Source organism: Variovorax paradoxus, assembly GCF_030815975.1.
GTDB lineage: Bacteria > Pseudomonadota > Gammaproteobacteria > Burkholderiales > Burkholderiaceae_C > Variovorax > Variovorax paradoxus_N.
The window spans coordinates 4,095,889-4,115,493 of sequence record NZ_JAUSXL010000002.1 but is presented as its reverse complement, the minus strand read 5'-3'; the positions used below and the strand labels follow the sequence as shown (position 1 = coordinate 4,115,493).

Genomic DNA, 19,605 nt, shown 5'->3' with positions numbered 1-19,605 from the left:
AACGAACTGTAATTAGGAGCACGAAATGAGCGTTACCATTTCCGAACTGATTGATAGAGTTAAAAGTCATCGATGCTATTCGCACCCAATTTTCAAGAATTGGGTCAAGGTCGAACCCGAGCCTCCTGTTGTGGGAGCCCTTTTCCACCAGATCCAGAGCTTTTGCGCATCGACTCGTCCGGGATGGAATTTTCCGGATGCACTCAAGGCACACGGGCTTCACGAGCAGAGCGAATTGCTCGAGGAAATTATCGAGAGCGAGTCGGGCCATGGGCCGGAGTTGGCGACAATGGCGGGTTACATCGTCAATCAATCGGCCGAGAAACCCGTGTTTTCGGACCTCTACAATCAGGCTCAGGTCGAAGCCAAGCTCAAGGATTTCTCCAATCAATTGCTCGGCTCCTTGCCCGGCTACGACATGGAGACCGGAATGACCGCGCAGGTTCGAAAGGCCATTGGCGTCTTCGATGGCCGCAAGATGACGGACATCGAGAACACCTACCGGAATCTCGGTACGACGCTCGCGCTGGAAATGATCTCGAATCAGCAATTGATTCCGGGCGAAAAATATTGCCTCGTGGACAGTGGCATTTACAACGCGGACCTCGAAGTGCCCGAAATGCACTACCTGCTGGAGCACTGGGGCGAAGTCGGCGCCGAGCAGCATCATGAGCAGAACGCCCGCACCGCGGTCGAACTCGCCTTGAAGACGGAATATGCCCACCTTGTGATCGAAGGCGCGGACGATTTCCTCGATTCGCTGACCGGCCTCTGGGACGTTCTGGATGCGGCATTGCTGCAATCCGGCGTGGCCCAGGAAAGAAAACAACTGGCCTATGTATAGCGCGCGGCTCTACAGCTTTTGCGCTTGAACAGCGTTTCAAACACCGAGTCAGGTTGCGATATGGTCGCCTATCTGATTGGCCGGATGTCCATTGTGGATCCGGATCAATACAACGAATACAAGCAACTCACGCCCAGAATCATAGAAAAATTCGGAGGCAAATTTCTCACACGGGGAGGCGAGCGCATGCATCTGGAAGGCGCTCTGGACGACCGACGCGTGGTTCTTGTCGAATTCAAATCTGCCGATGCGGCGAGAAAATTTTACGAGTCACCGGAATATACCTTTGCGCGAGGATTGCGAAAGGATGCTGCAGTCGACATGCAGCTGATGGTGATCGAGGGATTTGAAGGGCATTAGCGCTTCAACCCTGAGGATTTTATTTGATACCAAAAACAAACCGACTGGCACGACCGATGGAGACTCGGTCGTGCTGGAATCAACCATGACGACCATTGCACTACCTGCTGCTTCAAAAAACAATTTCCTTTCTTTCGTTGCGCTTCTGCTTGGCGCGGCGGCGTTGGCGCTGGGCGGCGTTTTTCTTCGCCACAGTGAATTGCCCCCGACCGCAAGCGCGGTCTATCGGGTGGCGCTGGCAATTCCGATTTTCTTCCTGCTTGATATGCTTGCGGCAAGAGCCGAGCCCGTGAGCACGAGCGGACCGGCAGCCGAAAAGATGCCGGCCATTCCGATCAAGCTCATTCTTGTCGGATTCATTTTCTCGGGAAACCTGGCGCTCTATCACTGGTCGATGACGCTGACCACGCTGGCCAATTCGAATCTGCTGGCCAATCTTGCCCCGATCTTCGTGGTGCTCGGCTCCAATTTGTTCCTGGGGAAAAAATTCAATTCCGGTTTTCTGTTCGGCATGCTATTCGCATTGGCGGGCGCATTCATCCTGATCGGCCATCGGCTCGATTTCGGCTCGAATTACATGACGGGAAATCTGCTGGGGCTGTTGACGGCCGTCTTCTACGGCTCATACCTTCTGGCGGTCAGCCTCGTGCGCTCGAATTACCGGACGATGACCGTCATGGCATGGAGCAGCGTCGGCACGCTGATCGTTCTTTTGCCCATCACGCTGTGGCGCGGCGAATCGCTGGTTCCGCACACGGCGCACGGCATGTTGATGCTGCTGGCGCTGGCGGTGGTGTCCCATGTCGGGGGCCAAGGCCTTATTGCCTATGCGCTGGCCAAGCTGCCGGCCGCACTTTCTTCGATCACGCTATTGGTGCAGCCGGTGATTGCCACCGTGTTCGGCGCCTATTTATTCCACGAATACCTGAGCATTACTGAATTCGTGGGAGGCGCGATCATTCTTGCCGGCATCGTCACGGCCCGCCGTTTTTCATAGGCATCTTGCAAATCAAGAATCATGTCACGCTACCTTTGCCATACCCAGCCCGATTGCTTCAACTTCGACGCCGACGTCATCGCACGCCGCCCGAATGCCGTTCTCCTGGACCGCTCTTTCTTCTACCCGGGCGGTGGCGGCCAATTGGCGGACCGCGGCACGCTGCAATGGAATGGCGGCGAATTAAAGATCAGCCGGATCGAAGCGGAAGGCGGCAATGCGTGGCATTGCTTCGACGAGGCCGATATCGGAGCGGTGCCCGGCGACAGGGTCACCGTCAGTGTGGACCGGGAGTTCCGTTCCATGATGAGCCAATTGCACACGGGCCTGCACATCCTCAATGCGCTTGTCTATCAGCGTTTCGAGGGCTCGCTGGTCACGGGCGTGCAAATGGCAGCCGACGGCACGGCCCGCATCGATTTCGACCTGCCCGAAGTCGACAACAACGAGCTGCGCAAGCTCGAGCCCGAGCTCAACACCCTCATCTCGGACGGACTGCAGGTGAATGCGGTGTACCTCAACGCGGCCGAACTCGCGCGCGAGCCCGGGGTGCTGCGCAGCCGGTCCGTGGCACCGCCGAGCCAGGACGACGGCACCACGCGCATCATCGAGATCGTGGGGCTGGACCGGCAGGCCTGCGGCGGCACCCATCTGTCGAAGACCTCGCAATCGGCACCGCTGCGCATCCTGAAGATCGAGAACAAGGGGCAGCACAACCGCAGGATTCGGGTCGGCCTGGTCAAGTAGGCGGCGCAGCCCATGGAACCGCCCTCCCCGCGCGCCCTGCCTCTGCCCGATGGGTTCCGGCCGCCGAACTGCACGTTTGCCGAGGGAGACTGGCCCGTGCTGGCAAGGCAGTGGTTTCCAGTCGCCCGTGTCGACGCGGTGGCGGCAAAGCCGAGGCAGCTGACCCTGCTGAATCTGCGACTGGCCATCTACCGCATGCCCAACGGCATTCGCATCGCCCGCGACGTGTGTCCGCACCGCGGGCTGCCGCTGAGCGCGGGGCGCATCGAAGGCGACGAACTGGTGTGCGCCTACCACGGCCTGCGCTTCGGGTCCGATGGCCTGTGCCGCAAGGTGCCGGAGAAACTCGCGCCCAAAGCCCCGGAATGCTTCAGCGTGGCGCTGTTTCCATCCATTGAACACCTCGGGCTTATCTGGACTTGCCTGATTCCTCATGGCGAGCCAAAACTCCCTGAAATTCTCTCTGGCACCGAAGACATTGATGCAAATTTTTTCGCATCGTCAATCAAACTTCAAATCGAATCTTGGATGGGTTTTGAAAAATTAGAATTCTCATCGAATGGGATATCGATTGAATCCAGCCATCAACTTTCACTGCGAAACTTTGTACTTGACGAGTACCGAAGGCTGTTCGAATCGATGTGATCGACCACGGCTGCACACGCCATGCTGCCATCCCGCGCCTGATATTCACAGCTTCAAATTTTCACCAATATCGCGGCGTCCTCCCCTGTCATGCTAAGTCCACAGCGAGGCCATCACATGACTCAATTATTCCTCCTAGCAAGCCGCGATGTTCGTCCCGTGGCGCTATTGCTATATCTGCACCGCCTTCTGCTGTACCTATCTTGCGTTTCCGCCTACATGAAACTCACAGACCCTGAACATTTCAAGAACCACGAGCAGATCGTCTTCGTCTGCGACGATAGCGTCGGGTTGCACGTCATCATCGCCATTCATGACACGGACAACCAGCTGGCCCGCGACGAGCACGGCGCACAGTTGCGCGGCAGGGAGATCCTGTACGCACCGGATTTCGTGATCAACGCCGGTGGCCTGATCCGGATGGCCTCGGAGCGCGACGGCTTCGACCCTGCGGGTGCCGCATGACCACCGTCGAGATCCTTCGGACCCTGGTGGCGTTCGACACAACCTCGCACCGATCGAACCTGCAACTGATCCATTGGATTGCCGACTACCTCGCGTCGCACCGCGTGAAAGTGCACCTCGTGCACAGCGCGGACGAACGCAAGGCGAACCTGCTGGCCAGCATCGGCCCCGACACGGCCGGCGGCATGGTGCTTTCGGGGCACAGCGACGTCGTGCCGGTGGCCGACCAGAACTGGCGCTCCGACCCCTTCACGCTGGCCGAACGCGACGGCCGCTTCCACGGCCGTGGCACGGCGGACATGAAGGGTTTCATCGCCGCCTGCCTGTCGGCAGTTCCGTCGTGGCAGCAGCGGCCGCTGCGCCGGCCGATCCACCTCGCTTTCTCCTATGACGAAGAGATCGGGTGCCTGGGCGTTCCCCGGCTCGTGAGCCGCTTGAACACGCAGGTGCAGGCGCCTGCGCTGGCCATCATCGGCGAGCCGACCGAGATGCGCATCGGCGTCAGGCACCGCGGCTTCTTCGGGCACCGGGCGATCTTCCGCGGACTGCCCGCGCACTCGAGCGACCCCTCGCTCGGTGCCAGCGCGATCGAGCCCGCCGCCTACCTGGTCACACGCCTGGCCGGCCTGCGGCGAAGCTTTGCCAGGCAGGGCAGCGAGGCCACGCTCAACATCGGCCGGATCGAGGGCGGCACGGCCATCAACATCGTGCCGGGCTGCTGCGAGGTCTTGTGGGAGTTCCGCCCGCACGATGAAACGGCGGCAGCGCTCGTGCGCGATGCGGTCCGCGATGCCTTGGCGGACCTTCCCATCGGTATCACGGTCGAGGCCCTGCAGACCGCCGGCGTGCCAGCGCTGTCCACGCGCAACAACGACGCAGCGGTCTCTACCGCGCGCGAACTCGGCGCGCTCTGGCCGGAGGCGGACCTGCCGTTCGGCACCGAGGCGGGCTTCTTCCAGCAGGCCGGCATTTCAACGGTGGTGTGCGGGCCCGGCTCCATCGCCCAGGCGCACCAGCCCGACGAATGGATCTGCGCCACCCAGCTGCAGGCGGCCGATCGCTTCATGCAATCGGCCGGCGCCTGGGCGCTCTGCGAAGCCACCATTCAATTCACTCCGACGCTCAAGACAGCGTGAAAAGCCTCGACGCCGCCCTCGCCGCCATCGAGACCCCGACGCAAGCCACCCCGGGGACGCCGGCCTCGATCAGCGCTTCTTGACGGACACCAACTCGACTTCGAAATTCAGTGTGGCATTCGGCGGAATCACGCCGCCCGCGCCGCGCGAACCGTAGGCAATGGCCGGCGGGCAGGTCAGCTTGGCCTTGCCGCCGGGCTTCATCTTCTGCACGCCCTCGGTCCAGCACGGGATCACGCCGTTGAGCGGAAACTCGGTGGGTTCGCCGCGGCTGTAGGAGCTGTCGAATTCCTTGCCGCTGTCGGGGAAGGTGCCGCGGTAGTGCACCTTGACCACGTCGGTTGCGGCGGGCGATGCGCCGGAGCCTTCCTTCAGCGACTGGTAGACCAGGCCGCTCGGCGTGGTGACGGGCGCCGATTGCGCCCAGGCGGTGGACACCGCGCACAGCGAGAGAAGAGCGGCACAGAAGAGAGACGAAGAAGAGGAAGACTTCACTGAACACCTCGGGAGATTGGAAAAGCACGATTATGGCCAGCGATGGAACGGGCCTTGCTTTGCTGGATACGCACTGTCAACATCCGCAAAAAGAGGAAGCCCCATGCAGTCCACCGCAGTCACGCCGGCCGCAGCCGCTGTTCCGGCCGGCACCGGCCATCTGAAGAAGGTCCTCGGCCCGGTCCAGCTCTGGGGCATTGCCGTGGGCCTGGTCATATCGGGTGAGTACTTTGGTTGGAGCTACGGCTGGAATACCGCCGGCACGCTCGGCTTCCTGGTGGCCACGGTGCTGGTGGCCACGATGTACACCACCTTCATCTTCAGCTTCACCGAGCTCTCCACCGCCATCCCGCATGCGGGCGGTCCCTTCGCCTATGCGCGGCGCGCCTTCGGGCCGACGGGCGGCTTCGTGGCGGGCTTTGCCACGCTGATCGAATTCGTCTTTGCGCCGCCGGCCATTGCGCTGGCGATCGGCGCCTACCTCAACGTGCAGTTCCCGGGCATCAACCCGAAGTGGTTCGCGCTGGGTGCCTACGTGATTTTCATAGCGCTCAACTGGGTCGGCATCGGCATTGCGGCGGCCTTCGAGCTGTTCGTGACGGTGCTGGCCATCGTCGAGCTGCTGGTGTTCATGGGCGTGGTCACGCCGGGCTGGACCATGGCCAACTTCGTTGCCAACGGCTGGGCCGGCGGCAGCGTGCTCAACGGCGCGGCCATCTCGGGCATCTTCGCGTCGATACCGTTCGCGATCTGGTTCTTCCTGGCCATCGAAGGCGCGGCCATGGCCGCGGAGGAAGCGCGCGACCCGCACCGCACCATTCCCATCGCCTACACCACGGGCATCGTCACGCTGGTGGTGCTGGCCTTCGGCGTGATGATCTTCGCGGGCGGCGTGGGCGACTGGCGCAAGCTCGCCAACATCAACGACCCGCTTCCGCAGGCCATGAAGGCGGTGGTGGGCGACAACAGCGGCTGGCTGCACATGCTGGTGTGGATCGGCCTGTTCGGGCTGATCGCCTCGTTCCACGGCATCATCATGGGCTACTCGCGCCAGATCTTCGCGCTGGCGCGCGCGGGCTACCTGCCGCGCTACTTCGCCGGCCTGAGCCCGCGTTTCGACACGCCGCACCGCGCGCTGCTGGCGGGCGGCGTGATCGGCGTGGTGGCCATCTTCAGCGATGAGTGGGTGCAGTTCGGCGGGCAGACGCTCACCGCCAACATCGTCACCATGGCGGTGCTCGGCGCCATCGTGATGTACCTGATCTCGATGGCCGCGCTCTTCAGGCTGCGCCGCACCGAACCGAACCTGCTGCGCACCTACCGCGCGCCGTTCTACCCGGTGTTTCCCGCCATTGCGCTCGGACTCGGCGTGGTCTGCCTAGGCGCCATGGTGTGGTTCAACGCCATGCTCACGCTGCTGTTCCTGGTGCTGATGGCGGCGGCCTACGGCTATTTCCTGCTGACATCGGCGCAGCGCAAGGCGGCGGCGCCCGACGAGATGCTTTCCTCGACGCGTACCCTGTGAAGAAGAAGGAAAGATGCGCTATCGCACCACCATCGCTGGCCAGGTCTTCGTCTTCGACGACCTGAAGCAGGTCATGGCCGTGGCCAGCCCGGCGCGCTCGGGCGACTACCTCGCGGAAATCGGCGCGGCCACCGCGCAGCAGCGCATGGCGGCGCGCCACGTGCTGGCCGAAACGCCGCTCAAGCAGTTCCTGACCGAAGCGCTGATTCCCTATGAGAGCGACAACATCACGCGCCTCATCATCGACAGCCACGACGCGCAGGCCTTCGCGCCGGTCTCGCACCTCACGGTGGGCGACTTCCGCAACTGGCTGCTCTCCGAACAGGCAACCACCGAGTCGCTCACCGCGCTGGCGCCCGGCCTCACGCCCGAAATGGTGGCGGCCGTGTCCAAGCTCATGCGCAACCAGGACCTGGTGTCGGTCGCGAAGAAGTGCAGCGTGGTCACGCGCTTTCGCGACACCATCGGCCTGCCCGGCCACCTGGCCGTGCGCCTGCAGCCCAACCACCCGACCGACGACCTGCGCGGCGTGGCGGCCTCCACGCTCGACGGGCTGCTCTACGGCGCGGGCGACGCGGTGATCGGCCTCAACCCGGTGTCCGACAGCATGCAGGTGCTGGGCCGCCTGCTGCACATGCTCGACGAGGTGATCCAGCGCTTCGAGATTCCCACCCAAAGCTGCGTGCTCACGCACGTGACCAACACGCTCAGGCTCGCCGAAGCCGGCGCGCCGGTGGACCTGGTGTTCCAGTCGATCGCGGGCACCGAGAAGGCGAACCTGTCCTTCGGCGTCACGCCCGAGCTGCTAGCCGAAGCACACGCCGCGGCGCTGGCACTGAACCGGGGCACGGTCGGCAACAACGTGATGTACTTCGAAACCGGCCAGGGCAGCGCGCTCTCGGCCAATGCCAACTTCGGCGTCGACCAGCAGACCTGCGAGGTGCGCGCCTATGCGCTGGCGCGGCGCTATAAGCCGCTTTTGATCAACACGGTGGTCGGCTTCATCGGGCCCGAATATCTTTTCGATGGCAAGCAGATCATCCGCGCCGGGCTCGAAGACCACTGCTGCGGCAAGCTGCTGGGCCTGCCCATCGGCTGCGACATCTGCTACACCAACCATGCCGAGGCCGACCAGGACGACATGGACAACCTGCTCGTGCTGCTGGGCACCGCGGGCATCAACTTCATCATGGGCATTCCGGGCGCCGACGACGTGATGCTCAACTACCAGAGCACCTCCTTCCACGATGCACTGTTCCTGCGCCAGACGCTGGGCCTGAAGCGCGCGCCCGAATTCGAAGCCTGGCTGCAGCGCATGCAGATCACCAATGCGGCCGGGCAGCTCGCGCCGCCCTCGGCCAACCGCCTGCTGGCGGACATGAGCGGGCTGACCGCGCTCGCGCCATGAGCAGCAGCATCGACCCCGTCACGCCGAACCCCTGGGCGCAATGGCGTTCGGCCACGCCCGCGCGCCTGGCGCTGGGCCGCGCCGGCGCCGGCATGCCGACCGACGAAACGCTGCGCTTCGGCTGGGCCCATGCGATGGCGCGCGATGCGATCCATGCGGCGCTCGATGTCGACGCGCTCGAAGCCACGCTGCGCGAACAGCACTGGGAGGTGGCGCGGGCGCGCAGCCGTGCCGAAGACCGCACCACCTACCTGCGCCGCCCCGATCTCGGCCGTCAGCTCGACCCCGCCGATGCGCAGCGCCTGCGGGCCGCCGCGAAAAGCGATTGCGATGTGTGCCTCGTCATCGGCGACGGCCTCTCCTCGCTCGCCGTGGCGCGCCATGCCGCTCCGCTGCTGGCCGCGCTGCGCCCGCAGCTGCCGCCCGAGACGCGCTTTGCCCCCGTGGTCATCGCCACCCAGGCGCGCGTGGCGCTGGCCGACGAGGTCGGCGAGCTGTTCGGCGCGGCGCTCTCGGTGATGCTGATCGGCGAGCGCCCGGGGCTCAGCTCGCCCGACAGCCTCGGCATCTACCTGACCCATTCGCCCAAGCGCGGCCGCCACGATGCCGAGCGCAACTGCATCTCGAACGTGCGCCCCGAAGGCCTGCCCTGCGAAGCCGCCGCGTTCAAGCTGGCATGGCTGATGCGGGAGGCCTTGCGCCGGGGGCTGACCGGCGTCGGGCTCAAGGACGAGAGCGATCTCGCGGTGCTCGAGCCCGGCCGCCGGGGACCGTCCTTGCCTGGCTAGCCCTAGTTTTGCGGCGATAACAAATAGTCAATATAATGGTTATTAAGTGACTTAATGACCATTTTATTGATGCCAAGAAGCAGCAACAGCCTTTCCGCCCTGCCCCAGCAGACCGCTGAGCCCCTGAGGAATCTCGGCCTGCGCCTTCGTGCGCACCGGGTGCATCGCGGCTGGACGATCGCGGAAATGGCCGAACGCCTGCTGTGCTCGCCCACCACCCTGCGCTCGCTCGAATCGGGCAAGCCAGCGACCAGCATCGGCTTGCTGGCCCACGCGCTGTGGCTGTTCGGCGAGATCGACTCGCTCGATGCATTGGCTCCCGCACCCGTGGGCCTGGCAGCCAGGCGCCGCGTCCGCAGGTCTGCTGCACGCGGGCCCGCCGGGGTGATCGCGGAGGACGAGCGTGATTTCTGACGAGGCCGGGGACGAACGGCGCATCTATGTCGGGCTCGCGCGCCACACGGGCGACGAGGTGCAGCCTGCCGGCCTGATGAAGCTCGTTCGCCGCGGCGTCGTGGAGTCGGGCGAATTCGCCTATGGCCGGCGCTACCTCGAAGATCCCCCGGCCATGCCGCTCAACCCTGAGCACCTGCCGCTGCGCGACGCAGCCTTCGCATTGCCGGAGCGGCGCATCCGCGAAGGTGGCGCCATGCCGCTCACGCTGCGCGATGCCCTGCCCGACAGCTGGGGACGCAAGGTGCTCGAGATCCGCCACGGCAACCCCCTGTCGGACGTCGACGCACTGCTGCTGACCAATGAGGACCGCATCGGTGCGATGGTGTTCGCCGAGGCATTGCCCATCCGAAGCGAAGAACCGCCTTCCATGCTCTGGTCGCTGGAGGAGCTTGCCGAAGCGTCGCGCCGCGTCGAGGAAGGCATGGAGATCGGGCCCGACATGCATCTGCTGCTGCGCGGCGGCAGCCTGGGCGGCGCGCGCCCCAAGGCGGCCTTTGCACACGAAGGGCGGCGCTACATCGCCAAGTTTTCCTCACGCGGCGACGACCACGATGTGGAGGTGATCGAGGCGGCCACCCTGTGGCTGGCCAGCGCCTGCGGCATCGACGTGCCTGCGTTCCTGCTGCAGCCCCTCGCGTTCGGCCACGCCCTGCTGGTGGAGCGTTTCGACCGCACCGGCCCCGTGGACGACGAGCAGCGCCATCACTACCTGTCGGCCTCGGCATTGCTCGATGTGCCCTATGAATCCAGCCGCGGCAGCTATGTCGAACTGGCACAGCTGCTGCGGCGCATTTCGGGGCGGCCGCAGGAAGACCTGACCGAGCTGTTTCGCCGCTTGGTGTTCAACCTGGCCGTGGGCAACAGCGACGACCACGTCAAGAACCATGGCGCCTTGCGGCAGGGCGACGGCCTCTGGCGCCTGGCGCCTGCCTTCGATCTCGTCATGCAGCTGGGCGGCCATACCGGCTATCAGGAGCTTGCCATCCTGCCGGGACAGCACGCATCGAGCCTCGCGCTGGCGCGCACCGCGGCGCCCCACTTCGGCCTGGGCGCGGCAGACGTGGACGACATCATCCGCCGGACCGAAGAGACCGTTTCGGTGCAGGCCGCGGCCAGCGTCGAAGCGGCCGGCGGCAACCGCGAGTTGGTGCGCCGCGTGGCGGCCTTCATTGAACAGCAGTACGACCGCATCCGCGCGCAGGGCCTGTGAATCGGGCTGGCATGGCTGATGCGTAGGCCTGCATCGAAGTGTCACGAGCGTTCTCTACGCTCGGCCTTCCATCAACGCCGCACAACAACAGGAAACCCATGCAACGTCGCCTGATTCTTCTCACGCCGCTCGCCGCCGCGCTCGTCGCCACGGGCTGCGCCAGCCTGGCCCCCTCTACGTCCGCGACGCTTTCGCCCGGGCACTGGGACGCCTTCAACCGCGCGCAGATCGAAGGCCTGATCGCCAGCCTCGGCAAGGCGAGCCCGGGCTACAGCGCCGCCCGGCCGCCCTACGTGGTCTTCGACTGGGACAACACCAGCGTGTTCCTCGACATCGAGGAAGCCTCGCTGATCTACCAGCTCGAGAACCTGGTGTTCGGTGCCACGCCAGCGCAGCTCGAAGTGGCGCTGCGCAAGAACATCCCGAAGAAAGACTTCCTGCCGGCGTACAACAGCGCGGCGGGCAAGCCCGTCAACATCGACCTGCTGGTGCCCGACATCGTGGCCAGCTACACCTGGCTCTACCAGAACTACAGCGGCCTCAAGGGCAGCCAGCCGCTGGCCGCGGTGAAGCTGAGCCCGCACTACATTGCCTTCACCACCAAGGTACGCTTTCTCTACGAAGCCATCGGCGACACCTTCGACCACGACACGGCCTACCCCTGGGTGACCTACCTCTTCGTCGGCATGACCGAAGCCCAGGTGCGCAAGCTCACGGCCGCGACCGTGGCCTGGCAGCTGAAGGAGCCCGTGGCCAAGGTGAAATGGACCTCGCCGGCCGCGCTGCCGGGCCAGGCGGGCGTGGTCTCGGTCAGCTGGAAGAACGGCCTGCGGCTGCAGCCCGAGATGCAGGAGCTGTATGCCGCCTTCCGCAACGCGGGCTTCGACGTGTGGGTGTGCTCGGCGTCCTTCGTCGATGTGATCAAGGAGATCTCGTCGAACCCGGCCTTCGGCTACAACAACCCGCCCGAGCGCGTTCTGGCCATGGAGCTGGAGCGCGACGCCAACGGCGTGATCCAGCCCGAGTACCGGCGCGGCTACGACCAGACGCAGGGCCCCGGCAAGACCAAGAACATCCAGCGCTTCCTGGTCAGCAAGTACGGCTACGGGCCCTGCTTCATTGCCGGCGACAGCGAGGGCGACCAGAACATGATGGCCGACTTCGCCGACACGAAGAAGGTGCTGATCGTGAACCGCCTGCGCGACCCGAAGACCGACATCGGCAAGTTCTCGGCCATGGCGGTGCAGAACTACGGCAAGCCCGACACCCGCTACCTGCTGCAGGGCCGCGACGACAACACCGGCCAGTGGGTGGCTTCGCAGCTGCACACTCCTTTGGGTGCTGCCCAGGGGAAAGCGCTGAAGTAGACATCGGGCCCAGTGACGGCGGGCGGTTGCCTATGATCCTGGCATTGCCACCCAGGAGACAGAACATGGCCGACCGCTATCCCCTCGCCGAGCTCAAAGACCTGCCGGAAGACATCCGCACCGCCATCCTCGCGGTGCAGGAAAAAGCCGGCTTCGTGCCCAACGTGTTCCTCGCGCTGGCGCGCCGCCCGGCCGAGTGGCGCGCCTTCTTCGCCTACCACGACGCGCTGATGCTGAAGGAGGAAGGCTCGCTCACCAAGGGCGACCGCGAAATGATCGTCACCACCACCAGCGCGGCCAATCAGTGCCTCTACTGCGTGGTGGCGCACGGCGCGCTGCTGCGCATCTACGAGAAGAAGCCGCTGGTGGCCGACCAGGTGGCGGTGAACTACCGCAAGGCCGACATCACGCCGCGCCAGCGCGCCATGCTCGACTTTGCGATGAAGGTCTGCGAGCGCTCGCATGAAGTCGAGGACGCCGATTTCACCGCGCTGCACGCCCACGGCTTCGACGACGAGGACATCTGGGACATCGCCTCCATCACCGCCTTCTTCGGCCTGAGCAACCGCCTCGCAAGCTTCAGCGGCATGCAGCCGAACACCGAGTTCTTCCTGATGGGGCGGCTGCCCCGCGAGAAGAAATAGACAGCGCGGTGCCTCAGGCCTTGCTCCGGCAGGACGCGAGCGCGTCCAGCGCGGGCTTGTAGGTGGGGTTGCTCACGTCCATCAGCCCCAGCACCGTGTGGTAGAGGTTGTCGTGCGTGAGCGGCGCGTCGAGCTCCGCCTCCATGCACGAGCGCGACAGCTTGCGACGCTCGCTGATGCCGGGGCTGAACCAGGTGACCATGGGCACGTGCTTCTGCGCCTCGGGCGCAAAGCTGTAGGGCACGCCATGCAAAAACAAGCCGTATTCGCCGAGCGACTCGCCATGGTCGCTCACGTAGAGCAGCCCCGGATCGTACTGGCCCGATTGCGCCTTGAGCCAGTCGATGGTCTGGCCGAGGAAATGGTCGGTCTGCGCAATCGAGTTGTCGTAGACGTTCTGCAGCTCCGCATGGCCGCATTCGGCCAGCGCATTGGTCCTGCACTCGGGCAGGTAGCGCTTCACCTCGGGCGCCGAGCGCTTGTAGTAGGCCGGCCCATGGCTGCCCATCTGGTGCATGACCAGCACCACGCCTTTGGCGCGGCGCTCGGCGGGCAGTGCGGCAATGCGCGCGTCCAGCCCCTTGAGCATGACGTCGTCCAGGCATTCCTCGCCGTCGCACAGCGCGCTCTTCTGCGCGGGAGACAGGCTGTCGAAGGCGGAGGCGTTGGGAACGCGCGTGCACACGTCCTTGCAGCCGGCCTGGTTGTCGAGCCACAGCACCGCCAGCCCCGCGGCCTGCAGCACGTCGACCAGGTTCTCGTAGTCGTCGCTGCGCGACTCGTAGCCCTGCTTGCCCAGCGGCGAGAACATGCACGGCACCGAGGCAAGCGTGTTGGTGCCGCACGAATGCACATCGCGCCAGCTCAGCACGCCGCGCGCCGCCAGCTCGGGCGTGGTGTTGCGCGCATAGCCGTTGAGGCCGAAGTGGTCGGCGCGCGCCGTCTCGCCCACCACCAGCACGAACATCGGCGGCCGCGCCTGGCCCGCATAGCTCGCGCCCAGCGCCGTTCCGGCCGTGATGGGAATCAGCTTGCGGCTGCGCTTGAACATCGGCCTGATGACCACCGAGCCGGCCGAATAGAGGCTCGCGACCGGGTTCATCATGTAGCGCAGGTGGACGTTGTTGCGCATCAGCGGCGCGAGCTGCCGGTTCATCGACACCGCGGCCACCAGGGCGAGCGCCACCGCCAGCAGCAGCAGCGCCGCGTTGCGCCAGAGCTTGGAGGCGAAGCGCATCGGCATGATGCGCGCGCGCCAGAGCGCCAGCGCCGGCAGCAGCGCCACCAGCAGCACGTGCCAGGCCATGCGCCAGCTCATCAGGTCGCGCGCCTCGTTCGGGTCGGTCTGCAGCACGTTGGCGATCATGGTCGGGTCCATCACCACCCGGTACTCGAGCATGTAGTGCTGCACGAACGCCGCCAGCAGCACCACCGCGAACCACAACGGCTTCATCCAGCGCGACCAGGCCGTGAAGGACAGCAGCGCCACCGTGGCGCACACCATGAGCACTGCCATGGCGGCGCTCGTGGGCAGGTAGGTGCTGGGTGCCCCGCCGATGCGCGCCAGTTCGTTCCACAGCGGCCAGTTGGCGGCCACGGCAAGGTAGATGGCGAGCCACACCACCACGCGCTGCGCCGAGCGGGGCCGCACCAGCCACAGATCGATGCGCGCCCAGAGAGCGCGCACGGACGCCAGCTGCGGCGCACCGGCTGCCCGCAACTCCACGCCCCGCGCGGGCGCGGGTTCGATTCTTGAAAAAGACATGGACCGACTGTAGGAAGCGCAACTGAAGGCAGCCTGAATTGCGCGTTCAGCCGGTGTTCAGGTTCGCGCCCTTCTCGCCCTGAGCCGGGGCCGCATGAAGGCCCTGAGCGCCAGGTTCAGCGGCCGGCTGACGCCGCGCTCCACCACGATCGACACCAGGGCGGCAAGCACCACCCCGGCAGCCACGTCGAGCGGAAAGTGCAGCCCGAGGAACACGCGGCTCCATCCGACCACCGCGGCCACCGCCAGCGCCGCGAACATCGGCGCGCGCCATGGGAGGCACCAGAGCGAAAACGCCGCCGCGAAGGTGCACGCGGCATGCAGGCTCGGGAAACCCGGCCGTGCGCCCTGCGGCGCCCACTGCACGCCCAGCCCGTAGAAGGCGGGCCGCTGGAACGGCATGGCCGAGCGGAACACGTTCACGAAGATCCAGACCGCCAGCACGCTGACCAGCGCGGTGAAGCAGGCATAGCGCAGGCGCCGGTCGAGCGCCGCCGCGCCGATGATCGCGGTGGCCAGCAGGACCGGCAGCACATCGGAGGCAAAGCGCGCGAAATGAATGCTCCACGCCGGCGCCGCGGCACTGGCGTTGATCAGCGCGAACAGGGCGGCATCAAGGGCCTGCATGCACGACGGCAGGTTCGGCTGCAGGCGATCGGGAGGCGCGAGGCGCGGCGGCCAGGTCGATGGCAAAGCCCACCACCCAGCAGATCCAGGCGGTCCAGAGCGTATGGCTCATGTAGTGCGCGCCGCGCAATTGCTGCGACAGGCCCAGCAGCAGCCCCGCGGCCAGGGACACGCCGAGCCAGACGGTGGCGGCGCGCGGCGACACCCGGCGCAGCGCGAAATAGCCGCCTGCGTAGGCGAATGCCGCGGAGGCATGGCCCGCCGGGAAGCACCCGCCCGAGCCGCCGTCATAGACCTTCCACGCCCAATGCGACACGTGTGTTGCCACGCCGCCGAACTCCTTAAGGTCCCAGGGGCAGCTCGTGTGGCTCGCATGCTTGAGCAGGCTGATGGCGATGACCGAGAGCAGCACGGTGAATGCCAGCTGCGCCCGCGCACGGACGGGCAGCCGCCGCAGGATGCCGAGCGGCCAGCGGATGCCGGCGAACAGCGCCATCACGAACAGCCAGCTCAGATCCTTCGCGCCCTCGTGCATCACGTGAACCAGGAAGGCGTTCTCGCGCCACGGAAAACCCATGGGGGTGCCCGACAGGCGTGCCAGCGCGAGATCGCCCCCCGTGGCGTCCCACGCCAGCAACAGGGCCAATGCAAGGAGGGTCAGGCCTCCCAGGCGGAGATTCGAGGGACTGGGAAGATTCGGGACACGCATCATGGGCGGAAAGAAACAAAGCAAGCCTGAAAACCCCTAGAGCCTACGTTCATGGCCTGAACCGAGCCTGAAGCGGCCCTGAACGGGAACTGACGCCGCCCGGCCCCGCGACAGTCGGCGCTAGACTGCGTTTTTTTGGAAAGACCACATCGCGTGCGCATATTGCTCGTCGAAGATGACACTGCGTTGGCAGACGCCGTCTGCAGCTATCTGCTCGCGAAGGCATTCGTGGTCGACGTGGCGTCCAGCCTCGCCGAGGCCCGCGGCGCCCTGCTTTCGGTGCAGTACGCCGCCGTGCTGCTCGACCTGCACCTGGGCGACGGCGACGGCCTTTCGCTGCTGCCGCAGGTGCGCGCGCTGCGCGAGCCGCCCATCGTCATCGTGCTGACGGCGCGCGACCAGGTCACCGACCGCATCCGCGGGCTCGACGCCGGCGCCGACGACTACCTCATCAAGCCCTACGACCCGGCCGAGCTGCTGGCGCGGCTGCGCGCGGTGGAGCGGCGGCGCAGCGCCGGCAGCTCGCCGGTGCTGCATCTCGGAACGCTGGAAATCGACCTGGCACACGACCGGGTCCGCAAGGACGGCAACCCGGTCGTCCTCACCCAGAAGGAATGGGCGCTGCTGCGCGTGATGGCCACGCGGCCCGAGCGCATCCACACCCGCGAGAACCTGGCCGACGCGCTCTACGGCTTCGGCGACGAGGCCGACAGCAACACGCTCGAGGTGTTCATCAGCCGATTGCGGCGCAAGCTGGGCAAGAGCCACATCCAGACGCTGCGCGGGCTCGGCTACCGGCTGTCGACCTCGGCAGGCGACGACGAATGAAGGCGCCACGCCCGCCGGACGGCCCCGAGACGCTGGCCGGCCGCCTGACGCGCACCCTGATCCTCTGGGTCGGCGGCGTGTGGATGCTGTGCGTGCTGGCGGTGGTCTGGTATGTGGACCGCGAGATCAACCACAACTTCGACAACGAGCTGGTCGAGGTCTCGCACCGCATGTTCGACATGGCGCTGCAGGAGCTCGGCAAGCTGCAGCATCCGGGCGCCACGCCGGACACGCCGATGATCGCGCCGAAGCAGCTGTTCTCCGAGGACGCGGTGATGTACCAGGTGGTGGACATCCACGAGCACGTGCTGCTGCGCTCGGCCGAGGCGCCCACCGATGCCTTCGACGTTCCGCTGGCCGCCGGCTTCGCCAACAACCAGACCTGGCGCATCTATACGGTGCGGCATCCCGCGCAGGGCCTTTACTTCCAGGTGGCCGATCCGCTCGACGAGCGGCGCTCGGCGCTGAACCGCACGCTGTTCGGGCTGATCATTCCGCTGGGTGCCGTGCTGCCGCTGCTGGCGCTGGTGCTGCGCAAGGTGGCGCGCAACGAACTGCGCGTGCTGCAGCAGCTCGCGGGCGAGATCGAGAAGCGCAGCGGCTCCGACCTGCGCCCCATCACGCTGCCCGGCCTGCCGCGCGAGCTACGCTCGGTGGGCGACCACGTCAACAGCCTGCTGGAACGCCTGTCGCACTCGCTCGACGTCGAACGCGCGCTGGCCGCCAATGCGGCGCATGAGCTGCGAACACCGCTGGCTGCCGCCCGGCTGCGCCTGCAGACCGCACTCGAACACGATCTGCAGCGCAACGACGTCCAGGCGGCGCTCGACGCCCTGCAGATGCTCAGCCATCGCACCGAGAAGCTGCTGCAGCTCTCGCGCGCGGAATCGGCCGCATCGCTGGCGCGCGCACGGGTCGACCTGGTGCAGCTGGCCGGCGCCGTGGCGCAGGACTTCTGGAACGACCCGCAGATCAGCGAGCGGCTCGCGCTCAAGGTGCCCGACGACGCCGCGCCGCTCGCCTCGGGCGATGTCGACGCGCTGGCGATCGCGCTGCGCAACCTGGTGGAAAACGCGCTGCGCTACGGCGGCAGCGGCCGGGTGGTGATCGAGGTGATGGCGCCCTGCACGCTCGCGGTGCGCGACTTCGGCGCGGGCGTCAGCGCCGGTCAGCTCGCCACGCTGCAGCAGCGCCATGTGCGCCACAGCTCCGATCGCGCGGGGTACGGGCTCGGGCTGTCGATCGTGAGCACCATTGTCGAGAAGCACAACGCAAAGCTCGAACTGGCGTCGCCACCGCCGGGCGCCGCCAGCGGCTTCGAGGCGCGCATCGTGCTGCGGCCGGCGTAGCGGCCCGCCCTACTCGCTCACTACTGCGCGCAGCCAGTCGGGCAGCGCCAGCGCCTTCTGCTTCGGAAAATCGACCCAGATCGTGGTCGCCCCGCCCGCCGCGCAGACCAGCTCGGGCGCCTCGGCGCGCGCCATGGTGGCCCAGCTCTCGAAAGTGGTGCGGGCCGGGTCGCTCACGTACATCTTGAGCAGCACGTCGCCCGGGTATTCGATCTGGCGGTAGAAATTGCAGAAGGCATTGACGATCACCATGCCCTCGCTGCCCGGTTCGGGCGCGACGCCGAGCGAACGGATCCAGTCGATGCGCGCGGTTTCCAGGTAGCGGAAGTAGGTGCCGTTGTTGAGGTGGCCCATGGCGTCCATGTCACCCCAGCGGATGGGGATCGACATTTCGTACACGAGCTTCTTCTTTTCGGGGATCTCGATTCTCATCGGTGGGCCTGGATGGAGAGGATCAGAGCGCGAACCCGTCGTCGGCCGCAATGACCGCGCCGTTCACGAAGTGGCTCTGGCCGCTGGCCAGCAGCACGATCAGGCCGTCGAGGTCTTCGGGCTTGCCCACGCGCTTGCGCGGCAGCATGTTCACGAGCTTGGCGCCGCCCTCGGAGACCCAGTGGTCCTCGTTGAGCTCGGTCGTGATGTAGCCGGGGCACAGCGCGTTCACGTTGATGCCGAAGCGGCCCCATTCGAGCGCCATGGCCTTGGTCATCTGCACCACGGCGGCCTTGCTCATGCAGTAGGTGCCGATCTGCGGCAGCACCTTGAGCGCCGCCACCGAGGCGATGTTGATGATGCGCCCGCCGATGTAGGTGCCCGGCGCCGATCCATCGGCGCGCGCCAGCATGCGCTTGCCCACCTCCTGCGCGACGAAGAAGGAGCCCTTCACGTTGGTGTCGAAGATGTAGTCGTAGTCGTCGGGCGTGACATCCGAGAGGCGCTGGGTTGTGCTCACGCCCGAGTTGTTGACCAGGATGTCGATCGGGCCCACCTCGGTTTCGGCGCGCGCCACGGCGGCCCTGATGCTGCCGATGTCGGTGACGTCGAGCTCGACGGCATGCGCGTCGCCGCCCTCGCCCTCGATGCGTGCGCGCAGCTCCTTCAATTTCTCGAGCCGGCGGCTCGCAAGCACCACCGCGGCGCCGGCGCGCGCCAGCGTCTTGGCAAACTGCGCACCCAGTCCGCTGGAAGCGCCGGTGACGAAGGCCACGCGGCCCGAAAGATCGATGCTGTAAGCCATGAA

At 65.9% G+C, this 19,605-nt stretch carries 22 protein-coding genes; 16 read left to right on the top strand and 6 right to left on the bottom strand.

Translation table 11 applies throughout. The annotated features are described in order from the left end of the window. The first annotated feature begins 25 nt into the window (after positions 1–25). The 7 genes from QFZ47_RS23035 (at position 26) to argE (ending at position 5,194) form a co-directional block, all read left to right on the top strand. Positions 26–844, top strand: a complete 819-nt coding sequence (locus QFZ47_RS23035; protein ID WP_307657837.1) for a hypothetical protein — start codon at positions 26–28, stop codon at positions 842–844. A gap of 60 nt (positions 845–904) precedes the next feature. Then, positions 905–1,204: a DUF1330 domain-containing protein gene (locus QFZ47_RS23030; protein ID WP_307657836.1), complete on the top strand. Its 300-nt coding sequence runs from the start codon at positions 905–907 to the stop codon at positions 1,202–1,204. 85 nt (positions 1,205–1,289) lie between these two features. Further along, positions 1,290–2,201 carry a DMT family transporter gene (locus QFZ47_RS23025; RefSeq protein ID WP_307657835.1) on the top strand — a complete coding sequence of 304 codons (912 nt, stop codon included), beginning with the start codon at positions 1,290–1,292 and terminating at the stop codon, positions 2,199–2,201. 21 nt (positions 2,202–2,222) lie between these two features. Further along, positions 2,223–2,948, top strand: coding sequence for an alanyl-tRNA editing protein (locus QFZ47_RS23020; RefSeq protein ID WP_307657834.1), 726 nt, complete (start codon positions 2,223–2,225; stop codon positions 2,946–2,948). A gap of 12 nt (positions 2,949–2,960) precedes the next feature. Next, positions 2,961–3,593, top strand: a complete 633-nt coding sequence (locus tag QFZ47_RS23015; protein ID WP_307657833.1) for a Rieske 2Fe-2S domain-containing protein — start codon at positions 2,961–2,963, stop codon at positions 3,591–3,593. A 219-nt stretch (positions 3,594–3,812) separates the two neighbouring features. Then, the gene (locus QFZ47_RS23010) at positions 3,813–4,058 is read left to right on the top strand and encodes a Rossmann-fold NAD(P)-binding domain-containing protein (protein ID WP_307657832.1); all 246 of its coding nucleotides are present in this window, start codon (positions 3,813–3,815) and stop codon (positions 4,056–4,058) included. After that, complete coding sequence (argE, locus tag QFZ47_RS23005) at positions 4,055–5,194, top strand: acetylornithine deacetylase (protein WP_307657831.1); 1,140 nt, start codon at positions 4,055–4,057, stop codon at positions 5,192–5,194. The genes QFZ47_RS23010 and argE overlap by 4 nt, the downstream gene beginning before the upstream one ends. A 69-nt stretch (positions 5,195–5,263) precedes the next feature. Here argE and QFZ47_RS23000 read toward each other — a convergent pair whose 3' ends face one another. Beyond that, positions 5,264–5,689: an FKBP-type peptidyl-prolyl cis-trans isomerase gene (locus QFZ47_RS23000; RefSeq protein WP_370880606.1), complete on the bottom strand. Its 426-nt coding sequence runs from the start codon at positions 5,687–5,689 to the stop codon at positions 5,264–5,266. A 103-nt stretch (positions 5,690–5,792) separates the two neighbouring features. On the opposite strand from QFZ47_RS23000, the gene eat reads away from it, so the two are divergent. From eat to QFZ47_RS22965, 7 genes are all read left to right on the top strand, one after another. Further along, the gene (eat, locus tag QFZ47_RS22995; protein ID WP_307657830.1) at positions 5,793–7,214 is read left to right on the top strand and encodes an ethanolamine permease; all 1,422 of its coding nucleotides are present in this window, start codon (positions 5,793–5,795) and stop codon (positions 7,212–7,214) included. A gap of 13 nt (positions 7,215–7,227) precedes the next feature. Next, the gene (locus QFZ47_RS22990) at positions 7,228–8,622 is read left to right on the top strand and encodes an ethanolamine ammonia-lyase subunit EutB (RefSeq protein ID WP_307657829.1); all 1,395 of its coding nucleotides are present in this window, start codon (positions 7,228–7,230) and stop codon (positions 8,620–8,622) included. Continuing rightward, positions 8,619–9,410 carry an ethanolamine ammonia-lyase subunit EutC gene (gene eutC / locus QFZ47_RS22985; RefSeq protein WP_307657828.1) on the top strand — a complete coding sequence of 264 codons (792 nt, stop codon included), beginning with the start codon at positions 8,619–8,621 and terminating at the stop codon, positions 9,408–9,410. The genes QFZ47_RS22990 and eutC overlap by 4 nt, the downstream gene beginning before the upstream one ends. Positions 9,411–9,479: 69 nt before the next feature. Continuing rightward, positions 9,480–9,824, top strand: coding sequence for a helix-turn-helix domain-containing protein (locus QFZ47_RS22980; protein ID WP_307657827.1), 345 nt, complete (start codon positions 9,480–9,482; stop codon positions 9,822–9,824). Next, positions 9,814–11,076, top strand: a complete 1,263-nt coding sequence (locus tag QFZ47_RS22975; protein WP_307657826.1) for a type II toxin-antitoxin system HipA family toxin — start codon at positions 9,814–9,816, stop codon at positions 11,074–11,076. Before QFZ47_RS22980 ends, QFZ47_RS22975 begins: the two co-directional genes overlap by 11 nt. A 98-nt stretch (positions 11,077–11,174) precedes the next feature. After that, positions 11,175–12,443 (top strand): HAD family hydrolase, encoded by a 1,269-nt coding sequence (locus QFZ47_RS22970; RefSeq protein ID WP_307657825.1) that lies wholly within the window; start codon positions 11,175–11,177, stop codon positions 12,441–12,443. 65 nt (positions 12,444–12,508) lie between these two features. Then, on the top strand, positions 12,509–13,087 hold the full coding sequence (locus QFZ47_RS22965; RefSeq protein ID WP_307657824.1) for a peroxidase-related enzyme: 579 nt from the start codon (positions 12,509–12,511) through the stop codon (positions 13,085–13,087). A gap of 13 nt (positions 13,088–13,100) precedes the next feature. Here the strand turns inward: QFZ47_RS22965 and QFZ47_RS22960 are convergent, their stop codons facing one another. Genes QFZ47_RS22960 through QFZ47_RS22950 form a run of 3 tightly spaced genes read right to left on the bottom strand, consistent with a single transcriptional unit; the run spans position 13,101 to position 16,191 of the window. Beyond that, positions 13,101–14,852 (bottom strand): phosphoethanolamine transferase, encoded by a 1,752-nt coding sequence (locus tag QFZ47_RS22960; RefSeq protein ID WP_307657823.1) that lies wholly within the window; start codon positions 14,850–14,852, stop codon positions 13,101–13,103. Positions 14,853–14,909: 57 nt separating this feature from the next. Continuing rightward, a complete protein-coding gene (locus tag QFZ47_RS22955) occupies positions 14,910–15,479 on the bottom strand; it encodes a phosphatase PAP2 family protein (RefSeq protein ID WP_307657822.1) in 570 nt (189 codons plus the stop codon). After that, a complete protein-coding gene (locus QFZ47_RS22950) occupies positions 15,466–16,191 on the bottom strand; it encodes a phosphatase PAP2 family protein (protein WP_370880605.1) in 726 nt (241 codons plus the stop codon). The genes QFZ47_RS22955 and QFZ47_RS22950 overlap by 14 nt, the downstream gene beginning before the upstream one ends. Before the next feature lie 150 nt (positions 16,192–16,341). On the opposite strand from QFZ47_RS22950, the gene QFZ47_RS22945 reads away from it, so the two are divergent. Then, positions 16,342–17,016, top strand: a complete 675-nt coding sequence (locus QFZ47_RS22945) for a winged helix-turn-helix domain-containing protein (protein WP_307657820.1) — start codon at positions 16,342–16,344, stop codon at positions 17,014–17,016. After that, a complete protein-coding gene (locus QFZ47_RS22940; protein ID WP_307657819.1) occupies positions 17,013–18,365 on the top strand; it encodes a sensor histidine kinase in 1,353 nt (450 codons plus the stop codon). Before QFZ47_RS22945 ends, QFZ47_RS22940 begins: the two co-directional genes overlap by 4 nt. Before the next feature lie 9 nt (positions 18,366–18,374). Here QFZ47_RS22940 and QFZ47_RS22935 read toward each other — a convergent pair whose 3' ends face one another. Next, the gene (locus QFZ47_RS22935) at positions 18,375–18,797 is read right to left on the bottom strand and encodes an acyl-CoA thioesterase (RefSeq protein ID WP_307657818.1); all 423 of its coding nucleotides are present in this window, start codon (positions 18,795–18,797) and stop codon (positions 18,375–18,377) included. Positions 18,798–18,819: 22 nt separating this feature from the next. Then, positions 18,820–19,602, bottom strand: coding sequence for an SDR family oxidoreductase (locus QFZ47_RS22930; protein WP_307657817.1), 783 nt, complete (start codon positions 19,600–19,602; stop codon positions 18,820–18,822). Positions 19,603–19,605: the final 3 nt, after the last annotated feature.